Genomic DNA, 20144 nt, shown 5'->3' with positions numbered 1-20144 from the left:
TCCACCGCTGTGGCCGCTGTGTTCCCTTCCGACTGTTTGGAAACCATACCGTATTTCCCCCAGAAGGGATGGCGTATGCTCCCTCTCCCGCTTTGGTTGAGCGGTAAGACGGATCTCATGCGTCTCAATCATATGCGGCTCATCCATTCCCATAGCTTTATGGTTTTTCTACTGGAGCCCTTGTTCTCTGTGCGCTTTTTCGCCCGTCTCGCTGACCATCCGGTAGATGTCGCATAGCTCCATGGGGCGATAATAATAAAATCCTTGGATCATGTCACAGCCCGTATCTAAAATCAGTTCGTTCTGCGCCTCGGTTTCTACTCCTTCGATGCATACCGTTTTGCCAAACTGGTGACATGCAAAGACGATGCTGCGTATGAAGTTCAGGTTCTCTTTGGACTCCATCACTTCCGTAATCAGAGATCGATCCAGCTTGATGATGCTGGACGGGTAACGCAGCAGCATGCGCAGGGAGGAATATCCACTTCCGAAATCATCCAATGCAATATAAAGCCCCATTTTTTGTGCTTCCAGAACAAAGTGCGTTAAATTTTCCGGCTGTTCGTCCAGGAAGCTCTCGGTCAATTCAGCAATTAGATTAGAGCCGGATAAGCCGTATTTTTTTAGGGTATCTTCCATAAACGGAAGAAGCGTTGGGTCCGATAACTGCTGTAGGCTTACGTTGAAAGTCAAATAAAACACCGGATTGTATGTATGGATTCTAACGCATGTGCTGACCGCCTGCTCAAATACCCACCGGCCGACGATATGCATCAAGCTGTCCTTCTCAAGCATGGGGATAAAAATGGACGGTGATATGTCCTGCCCCTCATAAGACCAACGGAGCAAAACCTCTCCGCCGAGAGCCGAGCCGTCGCCTGCGGAGACCACGGGCTGAACGACGATACGGAAATTCTTCATGTTCTGCATGACATCCTGATTCAGGGTCAACGCCATGCTGGACATTTTTCGGACGGAGGCAAAGTGTTCTGTTGAATCATCGACATAGGGCAGCGATGTATTTTGTTTGGCGACACGGATCAGGGTGAGAAGGCAGTTGATCAGATCCTCCGAGGATAAATCGCCGTTGGGGTATCGCATAACACCGAATGCGCAGGCTTTTTGGATCGTGACCCCTTTGCTGTCATAGCAAGCCCTGACGACACTGCGGATCTGTTCGATAAGTGCTTCTGCGCCGATATATGCACATACAGGGTTAACAATGGCCATAAAACGGGTGCCTTCCAGCCGATAGAAGGTCATCTGCCAGGAAAAACGCTCTACCAGCTCATTTGACACCTTTTGGATCAAACGATCTCCGTATACGCGTCCCCTTGTGCCGTTGATCTCTGTCAGTCCGTTTAGACTAAATCCAATGATAAATGTGTCTTCCCCTCTCTTCTGCAGCTCATTGAGCTGCTGGATCGATGCATGCTCACGCAGAAACCCGGTTACAGGGTCTACCACAAATTTTTTGTCTTGGTGGGTGACTCTGCCGGAGAAAAAAAGGGGCTTTGCCTTCTTCTCATCCCACTTTAGGATGCCATAGCAGCGTATCCACTGGTTATTTCCGTTGACGTCTCGGATACGGTAGTGCAAATCATGTACCGTCCGTTTTTCACGCAGCATTCGTGAAATATCCTGCCAATAAATATCCTGATCTTCCGGGGTGCTGATTCGTTTCCCCCAAGCAGATAAAAGTCCATATACCAGATTACTTTGGAAGCCAAAATCGTCACGCATATTATCGGAAATATAGAATAAATCTTCTTGCATGTCCCCCAAATAGAAGTAACTGGAATCGTTGTTCTCCGAAACAGACTGAATCAGCGACTCCGCATCAACTTCTACTAAGGATAAGAACGTTTGCAGCGGTGTCTGTGGATTAGGAGCCGCATTTTTCGCCAGACCTTTTTTGCCGGCTAAGCCACGGCGTTCAACACCCGGGCACTGGCCATAAATACGATAGTAGTTCCTTTTATCCTCGTACATGACTTGGTCAGCGTCCGAAATCAGTTTGTCTAAGTTAAGCGGCTGCTGCTCGGACCAGACGTAACCAATGGCAATATGATGCTGGTCTTCCCTGACCTTTTTTCTAAGGTCAAATACTGTGCTCTGAAATTCTTGTTTGGTATATTCCGGGCAGAGAACGATAAATTCATCCCCGCCAGTGCGGTAAATACTGCTTGAACCGGCAACCTCTTTCAGAATTTCGTAGCAATGGCAGATGAGTTGGTCACCTGCCTTATGTCCAAACGTATCATTTGCCGCTTTTAAGCCCGTAATATCACAATAGATCACGCCTACAGAGTTCATCGGCAAATCTCCATATTGCTCAGTCAGAGCATGGCGATTCAGAGCCCCTGTCAGTTGGTCATGATAACTCAGATCATTTAGCCGCCGGAGCCATTCCCGGCGGCGTAAAAGCGTAGAAGTAAAATACCCGATTACATTTAAAAACGTTTCAATCATGGGAAGCATTGCGGCATCAGGATTATCTACGCCAATAAATCCTATAATTTCCCCGTCTGAAGTGATGGGACCGGCGGCCAAACTGCAAATTCCCTGCGGCTTTAGGATCGCGTAAGACTCCGGATACATGGTACGAATATCTTCCAGATCGGGGATGACCGTTACCTTTTGAGAGGCAAATAATGTCATCCACCACTCCACGGCTGAATAGGGAATACTCTGCAAAAACTCTTTTTGTGGCGTAACACCAGGTTTACACCATTCGTAAGTATTGCTTGCAAAGCGCGATTCATTAAACTCAAATATATAGGTGCGGTCGCAGCAAAAGGTTTCACCTATATATTGAAGCATTTTGTCAATGGATTCCTCGGCGTCTGGTGTTGAGAAAACCTCGTGGAGACACTCATTTAATATAGTTTCACTGCGCGCATAAAAATATGGCGACTTACAGCTATTTTCAGAATCAGCATCAATGGCAAGTTCAATTCGATACTTTTTCCCACCTTCTTCAACGAGTGTGTCTTTCAGCAGGACTCGTTTGTTCAAAACGGGGTTCATGTGCGTCCAAGTAAGAAATTCACCATTTTTTAATCTGCAATTCGTACAAAAATTACAGGGGCTGTTGGTTCCCTGCAAAATCTCATAACACATTCTTCCAATATATTGCTTATCGTCATGGATTCCCATAGAAGTACGCAGCTTTTCATTCATATAAATCAGCTCGTTGGTCTCAACATCAGCCACGTATACCATTTCATCCATTTTTTCAAAAAATTCCCATATCTTCAAAGCGGCTTCTCCCCCTCATATTTCTCTACAATAGTATAACCTGGGATAAACTTTAAGATCAAGATAAACTGAAAATTTATCGAAATAAGAAATGAACTTTGTTAAAGTTTCCCGGGGATAATGAATCGTGATAGCTATGGATTATATGGGCAAAAGGATAAGAAACCAGCGAATCCGTTAGGAACTGGCGCAAGATCAGTTGGCGGAAATGGCCGATATCACAACAGCATATTGATCCAGGACGGAAAACGGGCATACCAAGCCCACACTGGATGTGTATGCAACCCTTTGCGAGTTTCTGGACTGCGGCCAGTCTTTCCTTTTTGCGAGGTGTTTGTGGAATCGGACTATTATCAGTGTGAAAAAGTATTAGAATCGTTTCAGGCGTATATGTCAAAGGTCAGTCTGTGGAATTATGCATCTTGGAGCGGGTTTCAAAATTTGTTGTAAAGTTATGTTGTAAGGTTATTATATAGTTTTGGACTATAAACTCTCTACCGCCGATGCAAAATCTAAAGCTAATTGTGTAAAATTTGCTTGATATACATAGCGCCACGATTGATTGAAAAAGGCCGGCTTGCCAATGCCAGCAATTCCTTTCTGACCAGTGATAACCACATTGTTTTGGCGAAATCCGCAGTGGACGATGAGCAGATTTCCTTCTTCATCTCTACTGTCTATAATTCCTACGTTCTCATCTCCGGGATAGAATACGAACTCGCAGGGTTGTGTCTATCCCAGAAGATAGTAATGCAGTAGGTGTGCTGCATATGAATGCCCATACCTTAGTAAGCTGACCCCAGCGGGAGTCCCGGAAGATCACCAGGGACTTCCCTCCCCAGAAGCAGTTGACCTTGCCTACCAGCCTACAGCCGATCTCCACCACAGCCTGGCGCTCCGGGTCCAGATCAGCCAGCAGCTGATTCAGTGCCTCATTCTGTTCCTCAGCGTAAGAATAAAATACCCGCGTATCCTCTAGTGTCCCGGTGGTGATCGTCACAGTGAGTATCCGCTCTGTCCAGGCTGGAGTGTCTCCAGAGGCTGGATGCTCCATCTCTCCAGTTTCCCGTTGTGCAGAGGGATGCCTTGGCACTCCCGCGCAAAGGGCGCTTTTCCCTACTGTAAGAAACTTACAGTAGGGCGGGCGCGGGGATAGCTTGCATCTCCAGGCGGGCATTCTTGGTTTTGGTGTTTCCTCTTTTCGGTGCTTGGAATGTAGACGGCGGCTGGGTGAAGCTTCTGCCTGCACCCTCCGTCCGGATCTGTTCTCTCGCTTCTTTACCGCGGGTACGATTCCTTGGATGCAGAATGCCGTCATCCTTTGGCTTTGTGGCTCCGGGAGGATCATGACGGCCAGAATATCCGTCCGGGCCTGCATCTGGCGTGTGTGCTGCACCTTTCTTTCGTTTTTCCAACAGGCGCTCTGCCAGTTGCTCCGCCTGTTTTATGACGTCTGCCGCTGGTCACCGCCGAGATCATTCCGCTGGCCGTTTGGTGATGTAGGAGAGCTGGCTGTGGGAGATGTTCAGCAGTCGGGTCAGCTCCAGACCGTCGGTGCTGGCCTGGTTGAGCATGACCAGGAATTCACGGTTGTCCAGCATGGTCCGGGCCGTGTGGGCCTGGAAACGCTCGTCCACATCCTGCTCCTCTGCCTCCGGCTGGCGCAGCAGTTCCGCGTGGAAGTCCTGGCGCATGGGGCCTGACCCCGGCAGCCGTCCCACACATAGTCGTGGCAGCGCTGTGCCGCACAGCGGTTGATCATGGACTTCTCCTTGGCAGACCGCTTTCCTTCCCCCACAGACCGCTCACAGAGGAAAAGCAGGAACTCCAATTTCAGCACCGTGGAGTTTTCCCCCTCGCCGTAGCCCCGCTCCACATCCATGACGTTGATATGGTTAATGGAAGTGGCCGGGATCTCCACCACCTCGCCTCCTACCCCCTGTGGAGAGAGCCAGGGCAGTGATCTCCCGCTTGGAGGTAAAAGATTTTCCGGAGGCGGACATGCCCATAACAAATCCGTTGCCATTGAGGAGCTGCTTTCGGACGGCAATGATGAGATTTTTGCTAATGACTTTCTAGCCGTAGCAGATACCGCCTCGGTACCGGATCGCCGGAAAATCCCCGAGCGGGACATTCCTTTGGAAACGAGAAAAGGCGTAGTATTAAGCTACGCCCTCGCACAAGTTGCCATATAAACTTGGAAATAAAAAATGCGGAGTATCATCAACAGATCCTTTCAGATCCTTTAATGATACTCCGCATGGTCCGAGTGACTGGATTCGAACCAGCGGCCTCTTGAACCCCATTCAAGCGCGATACCAAACTTCGCCACACCCGGTTGTCAGCCCTGAACCCGGGCGACTCATATATATTAGCATGCTTTTCCCAAGAATGCAAGTCTTTTTTCAAATTTCTCAAAAAATTTTTTAGGCCCCGAAACACCGGAAAATATGCTCCGGGGCCTGCTCTATTTTCTGCTTTGTTTTTAAGGGGTTACGGCATGTCGTAGGCCGCTAACCTCCCGATCAGGTGCTCCACAAACCGTTCCCGATCCACACGGTTAATAAGGACAGCGTTGCTGCCGGAAGGCGACTTAGCGTCGCTGAAGGCATCCGTCACCGTTTTGCCGCGGGTGTGCTTTCCCTGGCACTCCACTCCCATCCAGCAGGACACCCCGTCAAACAGCTCCGGCTCCAGAGCGTACATCATGGCACAGGGGTCGTGCATGGGAGCGCCGGGCACCAAGAACTTCTGGTGCCACTCCACCCCATAACCCATGGTTTTGGCCGCAAAGACGGCCTGCGGCGTCCCCAGCTCCTCCAGGCGGTCGATCTCCTCCTGGGTGAAATAGGCTTTGTGGGTCACGTCCAGGGCGCACACCACCAGCGGAATGCCGGAACGGAAGACCATGTCCGCCGCCTCCGGGTCTGCATAGATATTATACTCCGCCGCTGGGGTGGTGTTGCCGAAGTCGGTGGCGCCCCCCATGAGGACGATCCGCTTGATATGGGCCGGGAGCTCCGGATACTTGGTAAGGGCGATGCCCAGGTTGGTCAGGGGGCCGGTGGCCACAATCTCCAGTTCCCCTCCATAGGCCAGGGCCTTTTGCCAGATCACATCCCAGGCGGCCTCCCTCCCCAGGGGGAAGGAGGGCTCCGGCGCCGGGATGCCCAGCAGGCCGTCGGCCCCGTGGACCTCATCTGCTGTCACCTGCTCTCCAAACATGGGGCCGGCGGCGCCGGCATAGACGGGCACCTCCGCCCCGGCCAGGGTGAGGACCCGGCGGGCATTGAGGCTGGTCTTGTCCAGTCCCACGTTGCCGGCCACCGCCGTCACAGCTGCCAGCTCCAGTTCCGGCGCCCGGGCGGCCAGCAGCAGCGCCACAGCGTCATCAATGCCGGGATCGCAGTCCACGATCACCGGCTGTCTCTTTTTATCCATCCTTGTTCCCCCCATCAGCTGTATGAGGCGGCGGCCTTCGTCAGCAGGCCTACGAACCCCTCCCGATCCAGATCCAGGATGACCCGGGCGTTGGGGGCATGGTCAGAAAGGTGATACCGGTCGCCGATGGTGGCTCCCCGGCAGTAGGTACCCTGGGTCTCCACCGCCACATACATCTCCTCCATATGGAAGAGCTCCGGCGCGATGAGGGCAGCCACCGCCACCGCATCGTGGACCGGCGCGCCGGCGTAGCCCAGCTTCCTGTGGAAGCCGTAGAAGAACTCCAGCCAGTCGGCCACCACCGAGGCCACCGGATTGTCAAGGGCCCGGATGGTCTCAAAATCCTCCGGGAAGACCAGCGCCTTTTCGGTCACGTCCAGACCGGCCATGGTAATGGGCACACCGGAGCGGAACACCAGATCGGCGGCCTCCGGGTCCACCAGGATGTTGAACTCCGCCGCCGGGGTCCAATTCCCGTGGGTGACGCCGCCGCCCATCATAGAGATGCCGGCGATCTTTCCCTTCAGGTCGGGACGGGTGAGGAGAAGGCTGGCCACATTGGTGAGGGGGCCGGTGGGCACCAGGGTCACCGGCTCCGGGCTCTCCTCCAGCACCTTTGCCATGAGGGCGCAGGCGGGCAGGTCCACCGGAAAAACCGCCGGCTCCGGCAGGACAGGGCCGTCCAGGCCGGACTCGCCGTGGACGCTGGGGGCGGCCATATGTTCGGCAATCAGAGGGCCGGTGCGGCCCTTGGCCAGGGGAGCATCGATCCCCAGCAGGGTCATAACCCGCTGGGCATTGTAGGTGGTTTTCTCAATGGTCTGGTTGCCGCAGACCGAGGTGACGCCCCGGATCTCCAGCAGGGGCGAGGACTGGGCCAGCATCCAGGCCATGGCGTCGTCATGGCCCGGGTCACCGTCTAAAAGGATAGGGATCGGTTTGGTCAAATCGGGACCTCCTTTTTTTCTTGCATGCTTACAACTGGCCGCTCAGGGCCTGGTCAAAGTGCTCGTTGATCTGCTGGGTGAAGGCCTGGGCCGCATTGTAGCCCATCTTCTTGTGGCGGTTGTTCATGGCCGCCACCTCCACGATGATGGCCAGGTTCCGGCCCGGCTTCACCGGCACAGTAAGGGCAGGGACCTTCACGTCCAGGATCACCGTATAGAGCTGCTCCAGGCCCAGGCGGTCATACATGGTCTCGTCGTTCCACTGCTCCAGGTTGACCACCAGATCGATGTCCTGGTCCTCACGGACGGCAGACATACCAAAGAGCTGCTGCACGTCCACCACGCCGATGCCGCGCAGCTCGATATAGTGGCGGATGAGCTCGGGGGCGGAGCCAACCAGACGCTTGACGCCCACCCGCTTGATCTCCACGGCGTCGTCGGCCACCAGCCGGTGGCCGCGCTTCACCAGCTCGATGGCCGTCTCGCTCTTGCCAACACCGGACTCGCCCAGCAGCAGCACACCCTCGCCGTAGACCTCCACCAGCACGCCGTGACGGGTGATCCGAGGCGCCAGGTAGTTGCGCAGGGCCAGGATCAGCGCCCCCATGAAGGCGGTGGTGGTCTCCTGGGTGCGGAGGATGGTGCGGTCGTATTTCTCCGCCATCTCCATCAGCTCCGGGAAAGGCTCCATTCCCCGGGTGATGACCAGAGCGGGGATGTCGTGGGCCAGGAAGGCATCGAAGCACTTGCAGCGCTCCTCCGAGCTGATCTGCTCCAGATAAGTGCTCTCCACCCGGCCCAGAAGCTGCATCCGCTTGGCGTCAAAATAGTCGAAAAAGCCCACCAGCTGTAGGCCCGGACGGTTTACATCCTCCCGCTGTATGAGCACATCCTGGTAGTTCTCCGCCCCACGGAGGACTTCCAGCTCAAATTCCTCGATGAGCTTGCCCAGCTTGACGGAATAACGGTTCTCCACATCCACCACTCCTTATCCAGTGCCGTGTGCGCCCTGCTTCAGGGCGCTTTTTCCACCTTAGTATAACCGACTTCCCCTTGTTTCGCAACGGCTATTCCGCTTCCGGGGAAATTTGCGGAGAAAATCGAAATTAGCACTTGCATTTTTCCAAAATATCTGCTATCATATCATTCGATGCTTTGTTATGAGCGAAACTTTGACCAGCGAGGAGGTTGAAGGAATCATGGCCAAATGCGAGTTTTGCGATAAGGGCGTTGTGTTCGGTATCCAGGTGTCCCATTCTCACCGCCGTTCCAATCGTCCTTGGAAGCCCAATGTGAAGCGCGTCAAGGCGATTGTCGACGGCAGCCCGAAGCACGTGTACGTCTGCACCCGCTGCCTCCGTTCGGGTAAGGTCACCCGCGCTGTGTGACAATTGGATAAAAAATTCCGCACGATGTCGTGCGGAATTTTTTTATCTCTTCCCCGCAACACATCAAAAGGCCCTCCGGCAATGCCGGAGGGCCTTTTTGTCATACCCAGCTGTCCTCGATCTCGTGCTTCTTCTCCCGAGTCATGAGCTCCTGGAGCACCACCTTGGGATCTTTACCGTGGTAGAGGACCTCATAGGCCGCGGAAGCGATGGGCATCTCCACCCCCAGCTTGTCCGCCAGGATCTTGGCGTTGGCGGCGGCGTAATAGCCCTCCACCACCGCGCCGATCTCCTTGACGGCCTGGGTGGGCTCCATACCCTTTCCGATGAGGATGCCGCAGCGGCGGTTCCGGGAGTGCATGGAGGTGCAGGTGACAATGAGGTCGCCCACACCGGCCAGACCGGCAAAGGTCTCCTTCCGCCCGCCCATGGCCACGCCCAGCCGGGCGATTTCGGTGAGACCCCGGGTCATGAGGGCGGCCTTGGTGTTGTCCCCGCAGCCCATGCCGTCACAGCAGCCGGCGCACAGGGCGATGACGTTTTTCAGCGCGGCGGCCAGCTCCACGCCCGTCACGTCGTCGGAGGCGTAGACCCGGAAGCGGGGGTTCATAAAGAGGTCCTGGACCAGCTCGGCGGCCTTCTGGTCCTTGGAGGCAGAGACCACCGCCGTGGGGACGCCTCGGCCCACCTCCTCGGCGTGGGAGGGGCCGGACAAAGCCACCACCGGATAGTCCGGGCCCAGCTCCTCGTGGATGGCCTCGGTAAGTGTGGTGGAGGTCTCCTTCTCGATGCCCTTGGACACCGACACCACTACGGTGCCCGCCGTCAGGTGGGGCGCCATCTGCCGGGCGGTGCTCCGCACGGCGAAGGAGGGAGTGGCCAGGACTACCACGCCGCAGCCGGCGACGCAGTCCAGATCGGTGGTAAACTTGAGCTCCTTGGGAAGGGGCACACCCTTGAGCATGGGGTTCTCCCCTGTCTCCCGCAGGACTTTGGACTCCTCCTCTGAATAGGACCAGAGCGTCACATCATTTCCATTTTCTAAAAGCAGCATCGCCAGAGCTGTGCCCCAGCCGCCAGAACCAATGACAGCTACCTTCACGGTTATTTATACCCCCGTTTCCTTTTTCTTGTGAAAGGTAAGCTTGTTCTCCTCACCTTTCAAAAGTCGACCGATATTGGTCCGATGTTTCCAGAGAATGAGGCCGCCGATCAGGATGGCAAGCAGGAGCAGGATCACATCATGATAGACAAACCAAGTGGCAAACGGAAAGGACGCTCCCGCCCAGCAGGAGCCAAGGGACACCCAGCGGGTCAGCGCGGTGAGGATCAGGAATCCTCCCCACACCACCAGGGCAATGCGCCAATCCAGCATGAGGGCAATGGTACCGCCGGAGAGGATACCCTTTCCGCCCTTGAACTGGAACATGCAGGGAAACATATGTCCCAGCAGGCAGAAGAGGCCGGCCCAATACTTACCCAGAACGGGCCCCATCCAGCCGCCCACCACCGTACCGATGACCATCGTTCCGATCAAAACGGCGAGGATCGCCTTGAGGACGTCACAGAGGATGACCACAAAGGTCAGCCCGCCTCCGAACACCCGGTGGAAATTGGTCAGTCCAGCGTTGCCGCTGCCGTGGTTGCGGATGTCATTGCGCAGAATATACTTGGAGACGATGACCGCACCATTGAAGCATCCAAGGAAGTAGGCAACTGCCGCCACCCCAAAGAATACTCCAGCCAGGAAAAGAAAGCCCTGAGAGACCTCTGAGTTCATTGGTGCCATCCGTCATTCCTCCTTATCGCCTTTCTGCCGGATGGTCAGCCGCACCGGCGTTCCCTCCAGACCGAAGGTGGCTCTGATCTGGTTTTCGATATACCGCTGATAGGAGAAGTGGAAGAGCTGTGCGTCGTTGCAGAAGCAGACAAAGTGGGGAGGCTTCACGCCCACCTGGGTCATATAGAAGATCTTCAGCCGGCGGCCCTTGTCTGTGGGAGGCTGGACCCGCTGGGTGGCGTCGGCCAGGAGGGTGTTGAGCATGCCGGTGGTGATACGCATGGCCGCCTGGTCGTTGACGTAGTTGATGAGCTCAAAGAGTCGGTTCACCCGCTGGCCGGTGAGGGCGGAGATAAAGACGATGGGGGCGTAGGTCATGTAGGAGAGGTCCCGGCGGACCTCCTCCCGCATGCGGTCCATGGTCTTGTCGTCCTTCTCAATGGCGTCCCACTTGTTGACCACTATGATGCAGGCCTTGCCCGCCTCATGGGCCAGACCAGCCACCTTGGTGTCCTGCTCAGTAACCCCCTCGTTGGCGTCGATGAGGATGAGGCAGACGTCACTGCGCTCAATGGCCATGGTGGCACGGAGGACGGAGAACTTCTCGATGCGGTCGTCCACCTTGGACTTCTTCCGCATACCGGCGGTGTCGATGAAGAGGTACTTGCCCTGCTTGTTTTCAAAATAGCTGTCCACAGCATCCCGGGTGGTGCCCGCCATATTGCTGACGATGACCCGCTCCTCCCCCAGGATGCGGTTGATGAGGGAGGACTTGCCCACGTTGGGCTTGCCGATGACGGCCACCTTGACCACGTCGTCGGGGGTGTCGTCCTCCTCCTCCTCGGGGAAGTACTGCACGCAGGCGTCCAGCAAATCGCCGGTGCCGTGGCCATGGACGGCAGAGACGGCAATGGGGTCGCCCAGGCCCAGGTTATAGAACTCATAGATGTCCGGGTTGGTGGCACCCACCTGGTCCATCTTGTTCACCGCCAGCACCACCGGCTTCCGGGAGCGCAGGAGCATGTTGGCCACCTCCTGGTCGGAGGCGGTGAGGCCGGTCTTGATGTCACAGAGGAAAATGATGACCGTAGCGTTCTGGATGGCGATCTCCGCCTGCTTGCGCATGAAGGTCAGGATCTCGCTGTCGGTACCCGGCTCGATGCCGCCGGTATCCACGATGTCGAAGGTATGGCCGCACCACTCTGCCTCGGCATAGAGCCGGTCACGGGTAACGCCGGGGGTATCCTCCACGATGGAGAGGCGCTTGCCCACCAGTTTATTGAACAGCATGGACTTCCCCACATTCGGGCGTCCAACGATGGCCACAAGAGGTTTCATTGGCGGCACATCCTTTCTATTGATACTCCTTACGGATTGTAGCGGTAGTATTCCTCCTCCGGCGGGAGGACATGGCCGGTGTGCTCCACCGGCAGGCCGAAGATGGCGTCCACCAGGTCGAAGCCGCTCTCCTCATCCAGAGGGATGATGGGGACGCCCAGGGCGGCCTGGGCCTCCTCCACCGTCACGTCGTCCAGGAAGACCCGCTCCCCGGACCGGAGCATGTTGGCGGGGATATAGAGCGCCTCCCCCAGCTCCGCCCCCCTGAGCTGCTCCACCAGATCGGCGCCGGTGATGAGTCCCGACACCGTGATGGTCTCGCCGAAGAAACGGTTACGGATAGGATAGACCTTTCCCCTTATTTTATCGCATTTTTCCCGGCACATGTCAACGATTTCCTGCACAAAAGGCGCCGCTGACACACCGGTGGCCACCGAAAAGGCGGGAGGTGCGGCCCCGGGGTCCTGGTCCTCCAGGGCCATAGCGGCCTGGCTCAGCAGCAGCCGCAGCATACCCACGCCGTTCTCCAGCTGGGCCATGTCCTCATAATAGGACTTCTCCGGCAGCTTCCGGCCGGCGATGAGGTAGAACTCATCGGAGCACCAGGCCAGGGCGGTGCCGTGTCCGGCCTGGAAGGCCCGTCCGAAGGCCTCCACCTGATCGATGAGGGCGGCGGCCTGGTCCGGCGTATAGGGGTCGATGTGACACAGGCCCTCCCGGAATTTGGTCACCCCCACCGGCACCACCGCCACGCTGTTCACCTGGGGATAGAGCTCCCCAAGCTCCCGCAGGGTGCGGTCCAGGGCGGGGCCGTCGTTGACGCCGGGGCAGGCCACCACCTGGCAGTTCATCTCGATCCCCGCCGCCGCCAGCCGCTTCATGACGTCCAGGCACTCCCCCGCCCGGGGATTCTTCAGCATGGCGGTACGCAGCTCCGGGTCGGTGGCGTGGACGGAGATATTGACCGGGCTCACCCGCAGATCGCAGATCCGCTGGATCTCCCGCTGAGAGAGGTTGGTGAGGGTGATATAGTTGCCCAGCAGGAAGGAGAGCCGGGCGTCGTCATCCTTAAAATAGAGGGTCTTCCGCATTCCCGGCGGCATCTGGTCCACAAAGCAGAAGATGCACTGGTTGGCGCAGGAGCGGGCCCGGTCCATGAGGTAGGTCTCAAAGTTGAGACCCAGGTCCTCCCCCTCCTCCTTCCGGAGCTTCAACGTCCGCCGCTGGCCGTCCTCCCCCTGGAGCGTCAGGGTGAGCCTGGCGTCGTAGCCGTAAAACTTGTAGTCCAGCACGTCCACCACCCGGTGGCCGCTGATCTCCAGCAGGGTCTCCCCCGGGCGGACGCCTGCCCGCTCCGCCGGGCTGCCGCTGTCCACCGAACGTATTTTCGTGCTCACAGGCTCACATCCTTATCCGTTACTCGTCTTATTGTACCCGAATTGCAGGCAAAATGGAAGAGGAAAGCATCCCTTCTTGCAGAAGGGCAAAAAGAAAGAGGGGTTGCCCCCTCATTTCTTTTTGCCTGTTTAGTTGGCCTTGGACTCGGTGGCCTCGACCTTGCCGAACTCACGGCCATTGTAAGTCATGCAGGACTTGCACAGCCGGTGAGGCAGGCGGTAAGCGCCGCACTTGGGGCACTTGTTGAGACCGGGGGTCTCCAGCTTCCACACGGAGCTCCGGCGCTTGTTCCGACGCTGCTTGGATACTTTAGACTTAGGGACTGCCATTTGTGACACCTCCTTGAATACCCTGCGCGGGTACTGCTAGTTTACTCGCTCTCTTTGTCCTCCAAAAGCTTGGCAAGTACTGCCAGCCGGGGGTCTACCTCGGGCTTGCACCGGCATGCTTCCACGTTGAGGTCAACGCCGCACCCGGGACAGATGCCCTTGCAGTCCTCTGAGCAGAGGTTCTTGCTATCCATTGCGAGGACGAACGCCGTGGTAGCCACGTCGTCCAGATCCACCTCGTCTCCGTCCAGCAGGACGATCTCGTCGTCGCTCCGCTCGTCGGCCAGCTCCTGGGCCAGCAGCGTTTCCAAGCGGACCGTCTTCTCCCGGGCGAACGGTTTGGCGCACCGGTCACAGACAAGATGGAGCGTGGTGGCGGCCGTTCCCTCCAGCACCAGCGCACCCGCCATGTTGCGGACCTGTCCGGTCACCAGGACCGGCTGGTCGATGGGGTGGGCGCCGCCGAACTCCAGGTCGGAGAGATCCAACTCATAGGAGAAGGGGCACACGCCTCCGGGCACATTGATGATGTTCTTCAGGTTCAGTCGCATGGCACACCTCGCATAATGGCACGTCAAATATTATAGTCAAGAGTTCTGTCAATGTCAAATACTTTCTTCACTTTTTTTCTAAAATATGATAGAGTGTATGCAACTACCACAACCGGGAGGTCCCCATGAGAGAGTTTACCGTGACAAAAAACGACGCCGAGCAGCGTTTGGATCGCTGGCTGGGCAAGACCCTGCCCCTCCTCCCCGCTCCCCTGGCCCAGAAATACATCCGCCTCAAGCGGGTGAAGCTCAACGGAAAGGGGGCCAAGCGGGACACCCGTCTGGCGGTGGGCGATGTACTCCAGCTCTACATCAACGACGAGTTCTTCGACGCCCCCGCCCCGGAGAACGCCTTCCTCTCCGTCTTCAAGCCCCAGCTGGACATCGTCTATGAGGACGAGCACATCCTCCTGGTGAACAAGCGCCCCGGCCTGCTGGTCCACCCCGACCAGGGGGAGTATGTCAACACCCTCATCACCCACATCCAGGCTTACCTCTATCAAAAAAAGGAGTGGGACCCCCGTCAGGAGCACTCCTTCACCCCCGCCCTGTGCAACCGCATCGACCGGAACACCGGCGGCATCGTCATCGCCGCCAAGACCGCCGAGGCCCTGCGCATCATGAACCAGAAGATCAAGGACCGGGAGATCGAAAAGTATTACCTGTGCGCCATCCATGGCCGCATGAACCCGCCCGAGGGCAAGCTGGAGGGCTTTCTCTCCAAGGACGAGAGCAAAAACCAGGTCACCGTCCACAAGACGCCGGTGCCCGGCGGCCGGACCGCCGTCACCCTCTACAAGACCCTGAAGGTGCAGAATGGGCTCTCCCTGGTGGAGTGCGAGCTCATCACCGGCCGCACCCATCAGATCCGCGCCCAGTTTGCCGCCGCCGGCCACCCTCTCCTGGGCGACGGCAAGTACGGCCGCAACCGGGACAACAAGCGCTATGACCGGAAGTTCCAGGCACTCTGGTCCTATAAATTGGTCTTTTCCTTCACCACCGACGCCGGCGTTTTGGAGCCCCTCAACGGAAAAAGCTGGCAGGTGGAACAGGTTGATTTTGTAGAGGAATATTTCCCCCGTCAGCCCCGGAAAAATACCCTGTAAAATTGCGGGAAATCCATTGACATTTCAGGGGAGACATTATATATTGTACCTTGCCATTTTCCGTCGGAATCTGGCTATCATTTGGAGAGGAGGGTGATAAATGTCCAAGGAGCTCATCCGTTTGACGGACTGCGTCATGTCTTACGACGATGACATTGTACTGGATCATTTAAACCTCTATATCAATGACAAGGAATTCCTCACGCTGCTGGGTCCCAGCGGGTGCGGCAAGACGACCACCCTGCGTATCATCGGTGGTTTTCTCACCCCCACCTCTGGCGACGTTTTTTTTGACGGCGTGAGGATTAATGATGTTCCCCCCCACAAACGGGCGGTGAACACCGTATTCCAGAAATATGCCCTGTTCCCCCACCTGAATGTGTTCGAGAACGTGGCGTTCGGCCTTCGTCTGGGCAGCACCGAGACCACCCAGGTCAACGGCAAGCCGGTCACCCGCAAGGTGAAGATCCCCGAGGCGGAGATCCGCCGCCGGGTCATGGAGATGCTGGAAATCGTCAACCTCAAGGGCTTTGAAAAGCGCTCCATCTCCGCCCTGTCCGGCGGCCAGCAGCAGCGGGTGGCCATCGCCCGGGCTCTGGTGAACCAGCCCAAGGTGCTCCTTCTGGACGAACCCCTCGGCGCCCTGGATATGCGCCTGCGAAAAGATATGCAGAATGAGCTCAAACGCATCCAGCAGGAAATGGGCATCACCTTTATCTACGTGACCCACGACCAGGAGGAAGCCCTGGCCATGAGCGACACGGTGGTGGTCATGGATGGAGGCCGTATACAGCAGATCGGTACCCCTGAGGACATTTATAACGAACCCAAAAACGCCTTTGTGGCCGACTTCATCGGCGAGTCCAACATCATCGACGGCATCATGCGCGCCGACGGGGTGGTGGAGATCTTCAACCGGAAATTCCAGTGCCTGGACAAGGGCTTTGCCAAGGACGAGCCGGTGGACGTGGTCATCCGGCCCGAGGACGTGGACATCGTGGACGAGGCCAGCGGCCAGCTGAAGGGCACAGTCACTTCTGTCACCTTCAAAGGCGTCCACTATGACACCATCGTGGACTTCTACGGCTTCAAGTGGCTCATCCAGACCACCGACTTCTGCCCCGTGGACAGCCACATCGGCATCAAGATCGATCCCGACGGCATCCACGTCATGAAGAAGAGCGCCTATTCCGGCATGTTCGGCGACTATTCCTCCTATTCCGAGGAATATGATGAGATCGGCGATGCAGACTACGACCCTGAACAGGAGGAGAGCTTCCGGGAGGACGGCCATGAAGAAGAGTAAGCGCCCCCTCCTGGCCATCCCCTACGTGGTCTGGATGGCCCTTTTTGTTGTCGCCCCCATCATCATGGTGGTGATCTACGCTTTCAGCACCGCCAGCGGCGGCTTTACCCTGGACAATTTTGCCCGGATGGGGACCTATACCGTCATCTTTACCCGCTCCTTCAAGCTGGCCATCATCGCCACCTTCGTCTGTCTCCTCATCGGCTATCCCCTCTCCTATATCATGGCCAAGGAGGGTCCCCGGTTCCAGCGGGTGGGCATGATGCTCATTATGCTCCCCATGTGGGTCAACTTCCTGCTGCGGACCTACTCCTGGATGTCCATCCTGGAGAAAAACGGTCTCATCAACCAGTTCTTCTCCGCCATCGGGTTCTTTGACCTCATCAATGCCATTTTCGGCACCGACATCCAGTACTTCCACATGATCGGCACCCAGGGCGCCGTGGTGCTGGGCATGGTCTATAACTACCTGCCCTTCATGATCCTGCCCATCTACTCTGTCATCGTCAAGCTGGACAATTCCCTGCTGGAGGCCGCCCGGGATTTGGGGGCCAACTCCACCGCCGTCTTCCGGAAGGTGATCTTCCCCCTTTCCCTCCCCGGCATCCTCTCCGGCGTGACCATGGTGTTCGTCCCCTCGGTGTCCACCTTCGCCATCTCCCGCCTGCTGGGCGGCGGCGCCCAGATGCTGCTGGGCGACCTCATCGAGCAGCAGTTCTTGGGCGGAGCCTACAACCCCCACCTGGGCAGCGCCATCGCCCTGGTGATGATGCTCATCGTGATCGTCTGTATGTGGGTCATGAACCACTTCGGCGAGGGCGAGGAACAGGCGGTGCTGCTATGAGTCTGCAAAAGAAAAACGGTTTCATGAACCGGCTGTTCATGGGCTTGGTCTTTCTCTTCCTGTACGCTCCCATCCTCCTGCTCATCGTTTTCTCCTTCAACTCCGGCAACAGCAGCGTGGTCTGGAAGGGCTTCTCCCTCCACTGGTATGTGGAGCTCTTCCAGGACCGGCTGATCATGCAGAGCATCTACACCACCCTGCTGGTCTCCCTGCTGGCCACCGCCATCGCCACCGTGGCCGGCACCTTCGCCTCCATCGGCTTCTATGCCATGCGCCGCCGGTGGCGGGACCCCCTGATGACGGTGAACTCCATCCCCATGATGAACGCCGATATCGTTACCGGCGTCAGCCTGTGCCTGCTCTTTGTGGCGGTCTTCGGCTTCTGGAACGAGTTTGCCGAAAACTACCGTATCACCTTCAGCCTGTTCGGCGAGGTCTACCGCGTCACCTTTCCCCGGCTCACCCTGGGCTTCGGCACCCTGCTCATCGCCCACATCACCTTCAACATCCCCTATGTCATCCTGTCGGTGGGCCCCAAGCTGCGGCAGATGGACAAGAACCTGGTGGACGCCGCCCAGGATCTGGGCTGCACCTGGTTCCAGGCTTTTTGGAAGGTCATTCTGCCTGAGATCATGCCCGGCATCGTCTCCGGCGCCCTCATCGCCTTCACCATGAGCGTGGACGACTTCGTTATCTCCTACTTCACTGCCGGCTCCGCTACCTCCACCCTGGCCATGGCCATCTACGGCATGACCAAGAAGCGGGTGAGTCCGGAGATCAACGCCGTGTCCACCCTGCTTTTCGTGACGGTGCTCATCCTGCTGGTCATCGTCAATGTCCGGGAGGCCCGGGCGGAAAAGGCCGCCGCCGCGCAGCGGTTCGACTGAGGTCTTTTGGCCCAAGGGGCCTGAAGATAATATCACCTATTCAACTGGAGGAATGATCAATTGAAGAAACTCGTAGCCTTGACCCTCGCCGGTTCCCTGACGATGGGCCTGTTCCTGACCGGCTGCTCCGTGGAGCAAGTGAGCACCGACACCAGCACGCCAGTCAGCAGCGGCAGTGAAGGCAGCGCCGATACCGGTGACCGCGTGCTCAATGTGTGCAACTGGGGCGAATACATCGACGAAGACCTGATCACTCAATTCGAGGAGGAGACGGGGATCAAGGTCAACTATCAGACCGCTGAGAGCAACGAGGCCCTGTACTCCCTGCTCAAGAGCGGCGGCGCCAACTATGATGTCATCTGCCCCTCTGACTATATGATCTCCCAGCTCATCGAGGAGGATATGCTCCAGCCCCTGGATTACAGCAAGATCCCCAACTTTGAGAAGATCGACGCCCGGTTCAAGAACCTGTCCTACGACCCCGAGAACCTCTACACCGTCCCCTACACCTGGGGCACCCTGGGCATCATCTACAATACCACCATGGTGGATGAGCCCATCACCAGCTGGAGCGCCATGTTCGACGAGAAGTATGCCGGTGACGTGCTCCTCATCAACAACTCCCGGGACGCCCTGGGCATGGCCCTCTACTACCTGGGCTACTCCGTGAACACCACCGATGAGGCCCAGATCCGGGAGGCCTTCCAGCTCCTCTCCGACGCCGTGTCCAAGGGTGTCTATCAGGGCAAGGTCATGGACGAGGTGTTCCAGAAGATGGAGCAGGGCAACGCCGCCATCGCCACCTACTATGCCGGCGACTACCTGACCATGCTGGAGAACAACCCCGACCTGGCCTACGTGGTCCCCGAGGAGGGCTCCAACTGGTTCGTGGATGCCATGTGCATCCTCAAGGACGCCCAGAACGTGGACGAGGCCCACGAGTGGATCAACTTCCTGGCCTCCACCGAAGCCAACCTGGCCAACATGGACTACATCTGGTACGCCTCCCCCAATACCGAGGCCCTGGAGCAGTACCCCGCCTACTATGAGGAGACCTACGGCGAGCCTCTGGACATGGAGCTCTATGAGATCATGGCCGCTCCTCAGGAGGTACTGGACCGCTGCGAGTCCTACCTGGTCCTCCCCGAGGCCACCCGCACCCTCTACAACGACCTCTGGATCGAGTTGGGCCTCTGAGCCGACCGCTCACACACAAAGGAGACATCCTCTTGGGATGTCTCCTTTCACTCTGTCGAAAAAGTGCCCATATGTCAAATCGTATGCAAGAGCCTCGCAGAGTTCCGTCGTCCGCAGACGACGGAATCAAGTCAAATCTGTTTTTTCCGGGGACATGTGCCTCGGAAAAAACACTTCTCAGGCCGCAAGTGTGGAATTTGGCCGCTCCGGACAAATTATGCGCGCAGCGGCCTGCATCTCTTCGAGCACGTGCTTGCACGTGCGAGAGAGCCTGTCGACTTTGTCGACAGGCTCAAAGGAGACATCCTCTTGGGATGTCTCCTTTTTTACTTGCCAAATGCCATGCAATGAGGTACACTGTTTTTATATTT

17 protein-coding genes and 1 tRNA gene are annotated in these 20144 nt (G+C 57.0%); 6 read left to right on the top strand and 12 right to left on the bottom strand.

Going from position 1 to position 20144, the window contains the following annotated elements:
• Positions 1-168: 168 nt before the first annotated feature.
• The 6 genes from Q0K15_RS00985 to hprK form a co-directional block, all read right to left on the bottom strand.
• Positions 169-3261, bottom strand: a complete 3093-nt coding sequence (locus Q0K15_RS00985) for an EAL domain-containing protein (RefSeq protein ID WP_294510732.1) — start codon at positions 3259-3261, stop codon at positions 169-171.
• A gap of 1475 nt (positions 3262-4736) precedes the next feature.
• The gene (locus Q0K15_RS00980; RefSeq protein WP_294510729.1) at positions 4737-4955 is read right to left on the bottom strand and encodes a hypothetical protein; all 219 of its coding nucleotides are present in this window, start codon (positions 4953-4955) and stop codon (positions 4737-4739) included.
• A 567-nt stretch (positions 4956-5522) separates the two neighbouring features.
• Positions 5523-5599: transfer RNA gene (locus tag Q0K15_RS00975), tRNA-Pro, on the bottom strand.
• A gap of 155 nt (positions 5600-5754) precedes the next feature.
• Entirely contained in the window at positions 5755-6702 is a 948-nt protein-coding gene (locus Q0K15_RS00970; protein ID WP_294510726.1) for a nucleoside hydrolase, read from the bottom strand.
• Between the two features lie 14 nt (positions 6703-6716).
• Complete coding sequence (locus Q0K15_RS00965) at positions 6717-7649, bottom strand: nucleoside hydrolase (RefSeq protein WP_294510722.1); 933 nt, start codon at positions 7647-7649, stop codon at positions 6717-6719.
• Between the two features lie 28 nt (positions 7650-7677).
• The gene (gene hprK, locus Q0K15_RS00960) at positions 7678-8625 is read right to left on the bottom strand and encodes an HPr(Ser) kinase/phosphatase (protein WP_294510719.1); all 948 of its coding nucleotides are present in this window, start codon (positions 8623-8625) and stop codon (positions 7678-7680) included.
• Between the two features lie 223 nt (positions 8626-8848).
• Between hprK and rpmB the strand changes: the two genes are divergently transcribed.
• Entirely contained in the window at positions 8849-9037 is a 189-nt protein-coding gene (gene rpmB, locus Q0K15_RS00955; RefSeq protein WP_294510716.1) for a 50S ribosomal protein L28, read from the top strand.
• 100 nt (positions 9038-9137) lie between these two features.
• Here the strand turns inward: rpmB and Q0K15_RS00950 are convergent, their stop codons facing one another.
• The 6 genes from Q0K15_RS00950 to Q0K15_RS00925 all read right to left on the bottom strand — a co-directional run bounded on the left by Q0K15_RS00950 (position 9138) and on the right by Q0K15_RS00925 (position 14433).
• A complete protein-coding gene (locus Q0K15_RS00950; protein WP_294510713.1) occupies positions 9138-10139 on the bottom strand; it encodes an NAD(P)H-dependent glycerol-3-phosphate dehydrogenase in 1002 nt (333 codons plus the stop codon).
• 6 nt (positions 10140-10145) lie between these two features.
• Positions 10146-10826 (bottom strand): glycerol-3-phosphate acyltransferase, encoded by a 681-nt coding sequence (locus Q0K15_RS00945; protein WP_294510710.1) that lies wholly within the window; start codon positions 10824-10826, stop codon positions 10146-10148.
• Positions 10827-10829: 3 nt separating this feature from the next.
• Positions 10830-12155: a ribosome biogenesis GTPase Der gene (gene der, locus Q0K15_RS00940; protein ID WP_294510707.1), complete on the bottom strand. Its 1326-nt coding sequence runs from the start codon at positions 12153-12155 to the stop codon at positions 10830-10832.
• Positions 12156-12184: 29 nt separating this feature from the next.
• Positions 12185-13552 carry a DUF512 domain-containing protein gene (locus Q0K15_RS00935; protein ID WP_294510704.1) on the bottom strand — a complete coding sequence of 456 codons (1368 nt, stop codon included), beginning with the start codon at positions 13550-13552 and terminating at the stop codon, positions 12185-12187.
• 129 nt (positions 13553-13681) lie between these two features.
• The gene (gene rpmF, locus Q0K15_RS00930) at positions 13682-13882 is read right to left on the bottom strand and encodes a 50S ribosomal protein L32 (RefSeq protein WP_130849259.1); all 201 of its coding nucleotides are present in this window, start codon (positions 13880-13882) and stop codon (positions 13682-13684) included.
• A 41-nt stretch (positions 13883-13923) separates the two neighbouring features.
• A complete protein-coding gene (locus tag Q0K15_RS00925; RefSeq protein ID WP_294510699.1) occupies positions 13924-14433 on the bottom strand; it encodes a DUF177 domain-containing protein in 510 nt (169 codons plus the stop codon).
• Between the two features lie 125 nt (positions 14434-14558).
• On the opposite strand from Q0K15_RS00925, the gene Q0K15_RS00920 reads away from it, so the two are divergent.
• From Q0K15_RS00920 to Q0K15_RS00900, 5 genes are all read left to right on the top strand, one after another.
• Positions 14559-15539 carry an RluA family pseudouridine synthase gene (locus tag Q0K15_RS00920; protein ID WP_294510696.1) on the top strand — a complete coding sequence of 327 codons (981 nt, stop codon included), beginning with the start codon at positions 14559-14561 and terminating at the stop codon, positions 15537-15539.
• A 100-nt stretch (positions 15540-15639) separates the two neighbouring features.
• A complete protein-coding gene (locus Q0K15_RS00915; RefSeq protein ID WP_294510693.1) occupies positions 15640-16845 on the top strand; it encodes an ABC transporter ATP-binding protein in 1206 nt (401 codons plus the stop codon).
• On the top strand, positions 16832-17689 hold the full coding sequence (locus tag Q0K15_RS00910) for an ABC transporter permease (protein ID WP_294510690.1): 858 nt from the start codon (positions 16832-16834) through the stop codon (positions 17687-17689). The genes Q0K15_RS00915 and Q0K15_RS00910 overlap by 14 nt, the downstream gene beginning before the upstream one ends.
• Entirely contained in the window at positions 17686-18576 is an 891-nt protein-coding gene (locus tag Q0K15_RS00905; RefSeq protein WP_294510687.1) for an ABC transporter permease, read from the top strand. Before Q0K15_RS00910 ends, Q0K15_RS00905 begins: the two co-directional genes overlap by 4 nt.
• A 60-nt stretch (positions 18577-18636) precedes the next feature.
• Complete coding sequence (locus Q0K15_RS00900; RefSeq protein ID WP_294510684.1) at positions 18637-19773, top strand: ABC transporter substrate-binding protein; 1137 nt, start codon at positions 18637-18639, stop codon at positions 19771-19773.
• Positions 19774-20144: the final 371 nt, after the last annotated feature.

This window comes from uncultured Intestinimonas sp. (assembly GCF_944387245.1).
In the GTDB taxonomy this organism is placed as follows: Bacteria; Bacillota; Clostridia; order Oscillospirales; family Oscillospiraceae; genus Intestinimonas.
Note: the sequence above shows the minus strand (reverse complement) of the source record. Positions and strands in the feature narration are given on the sequence as shown.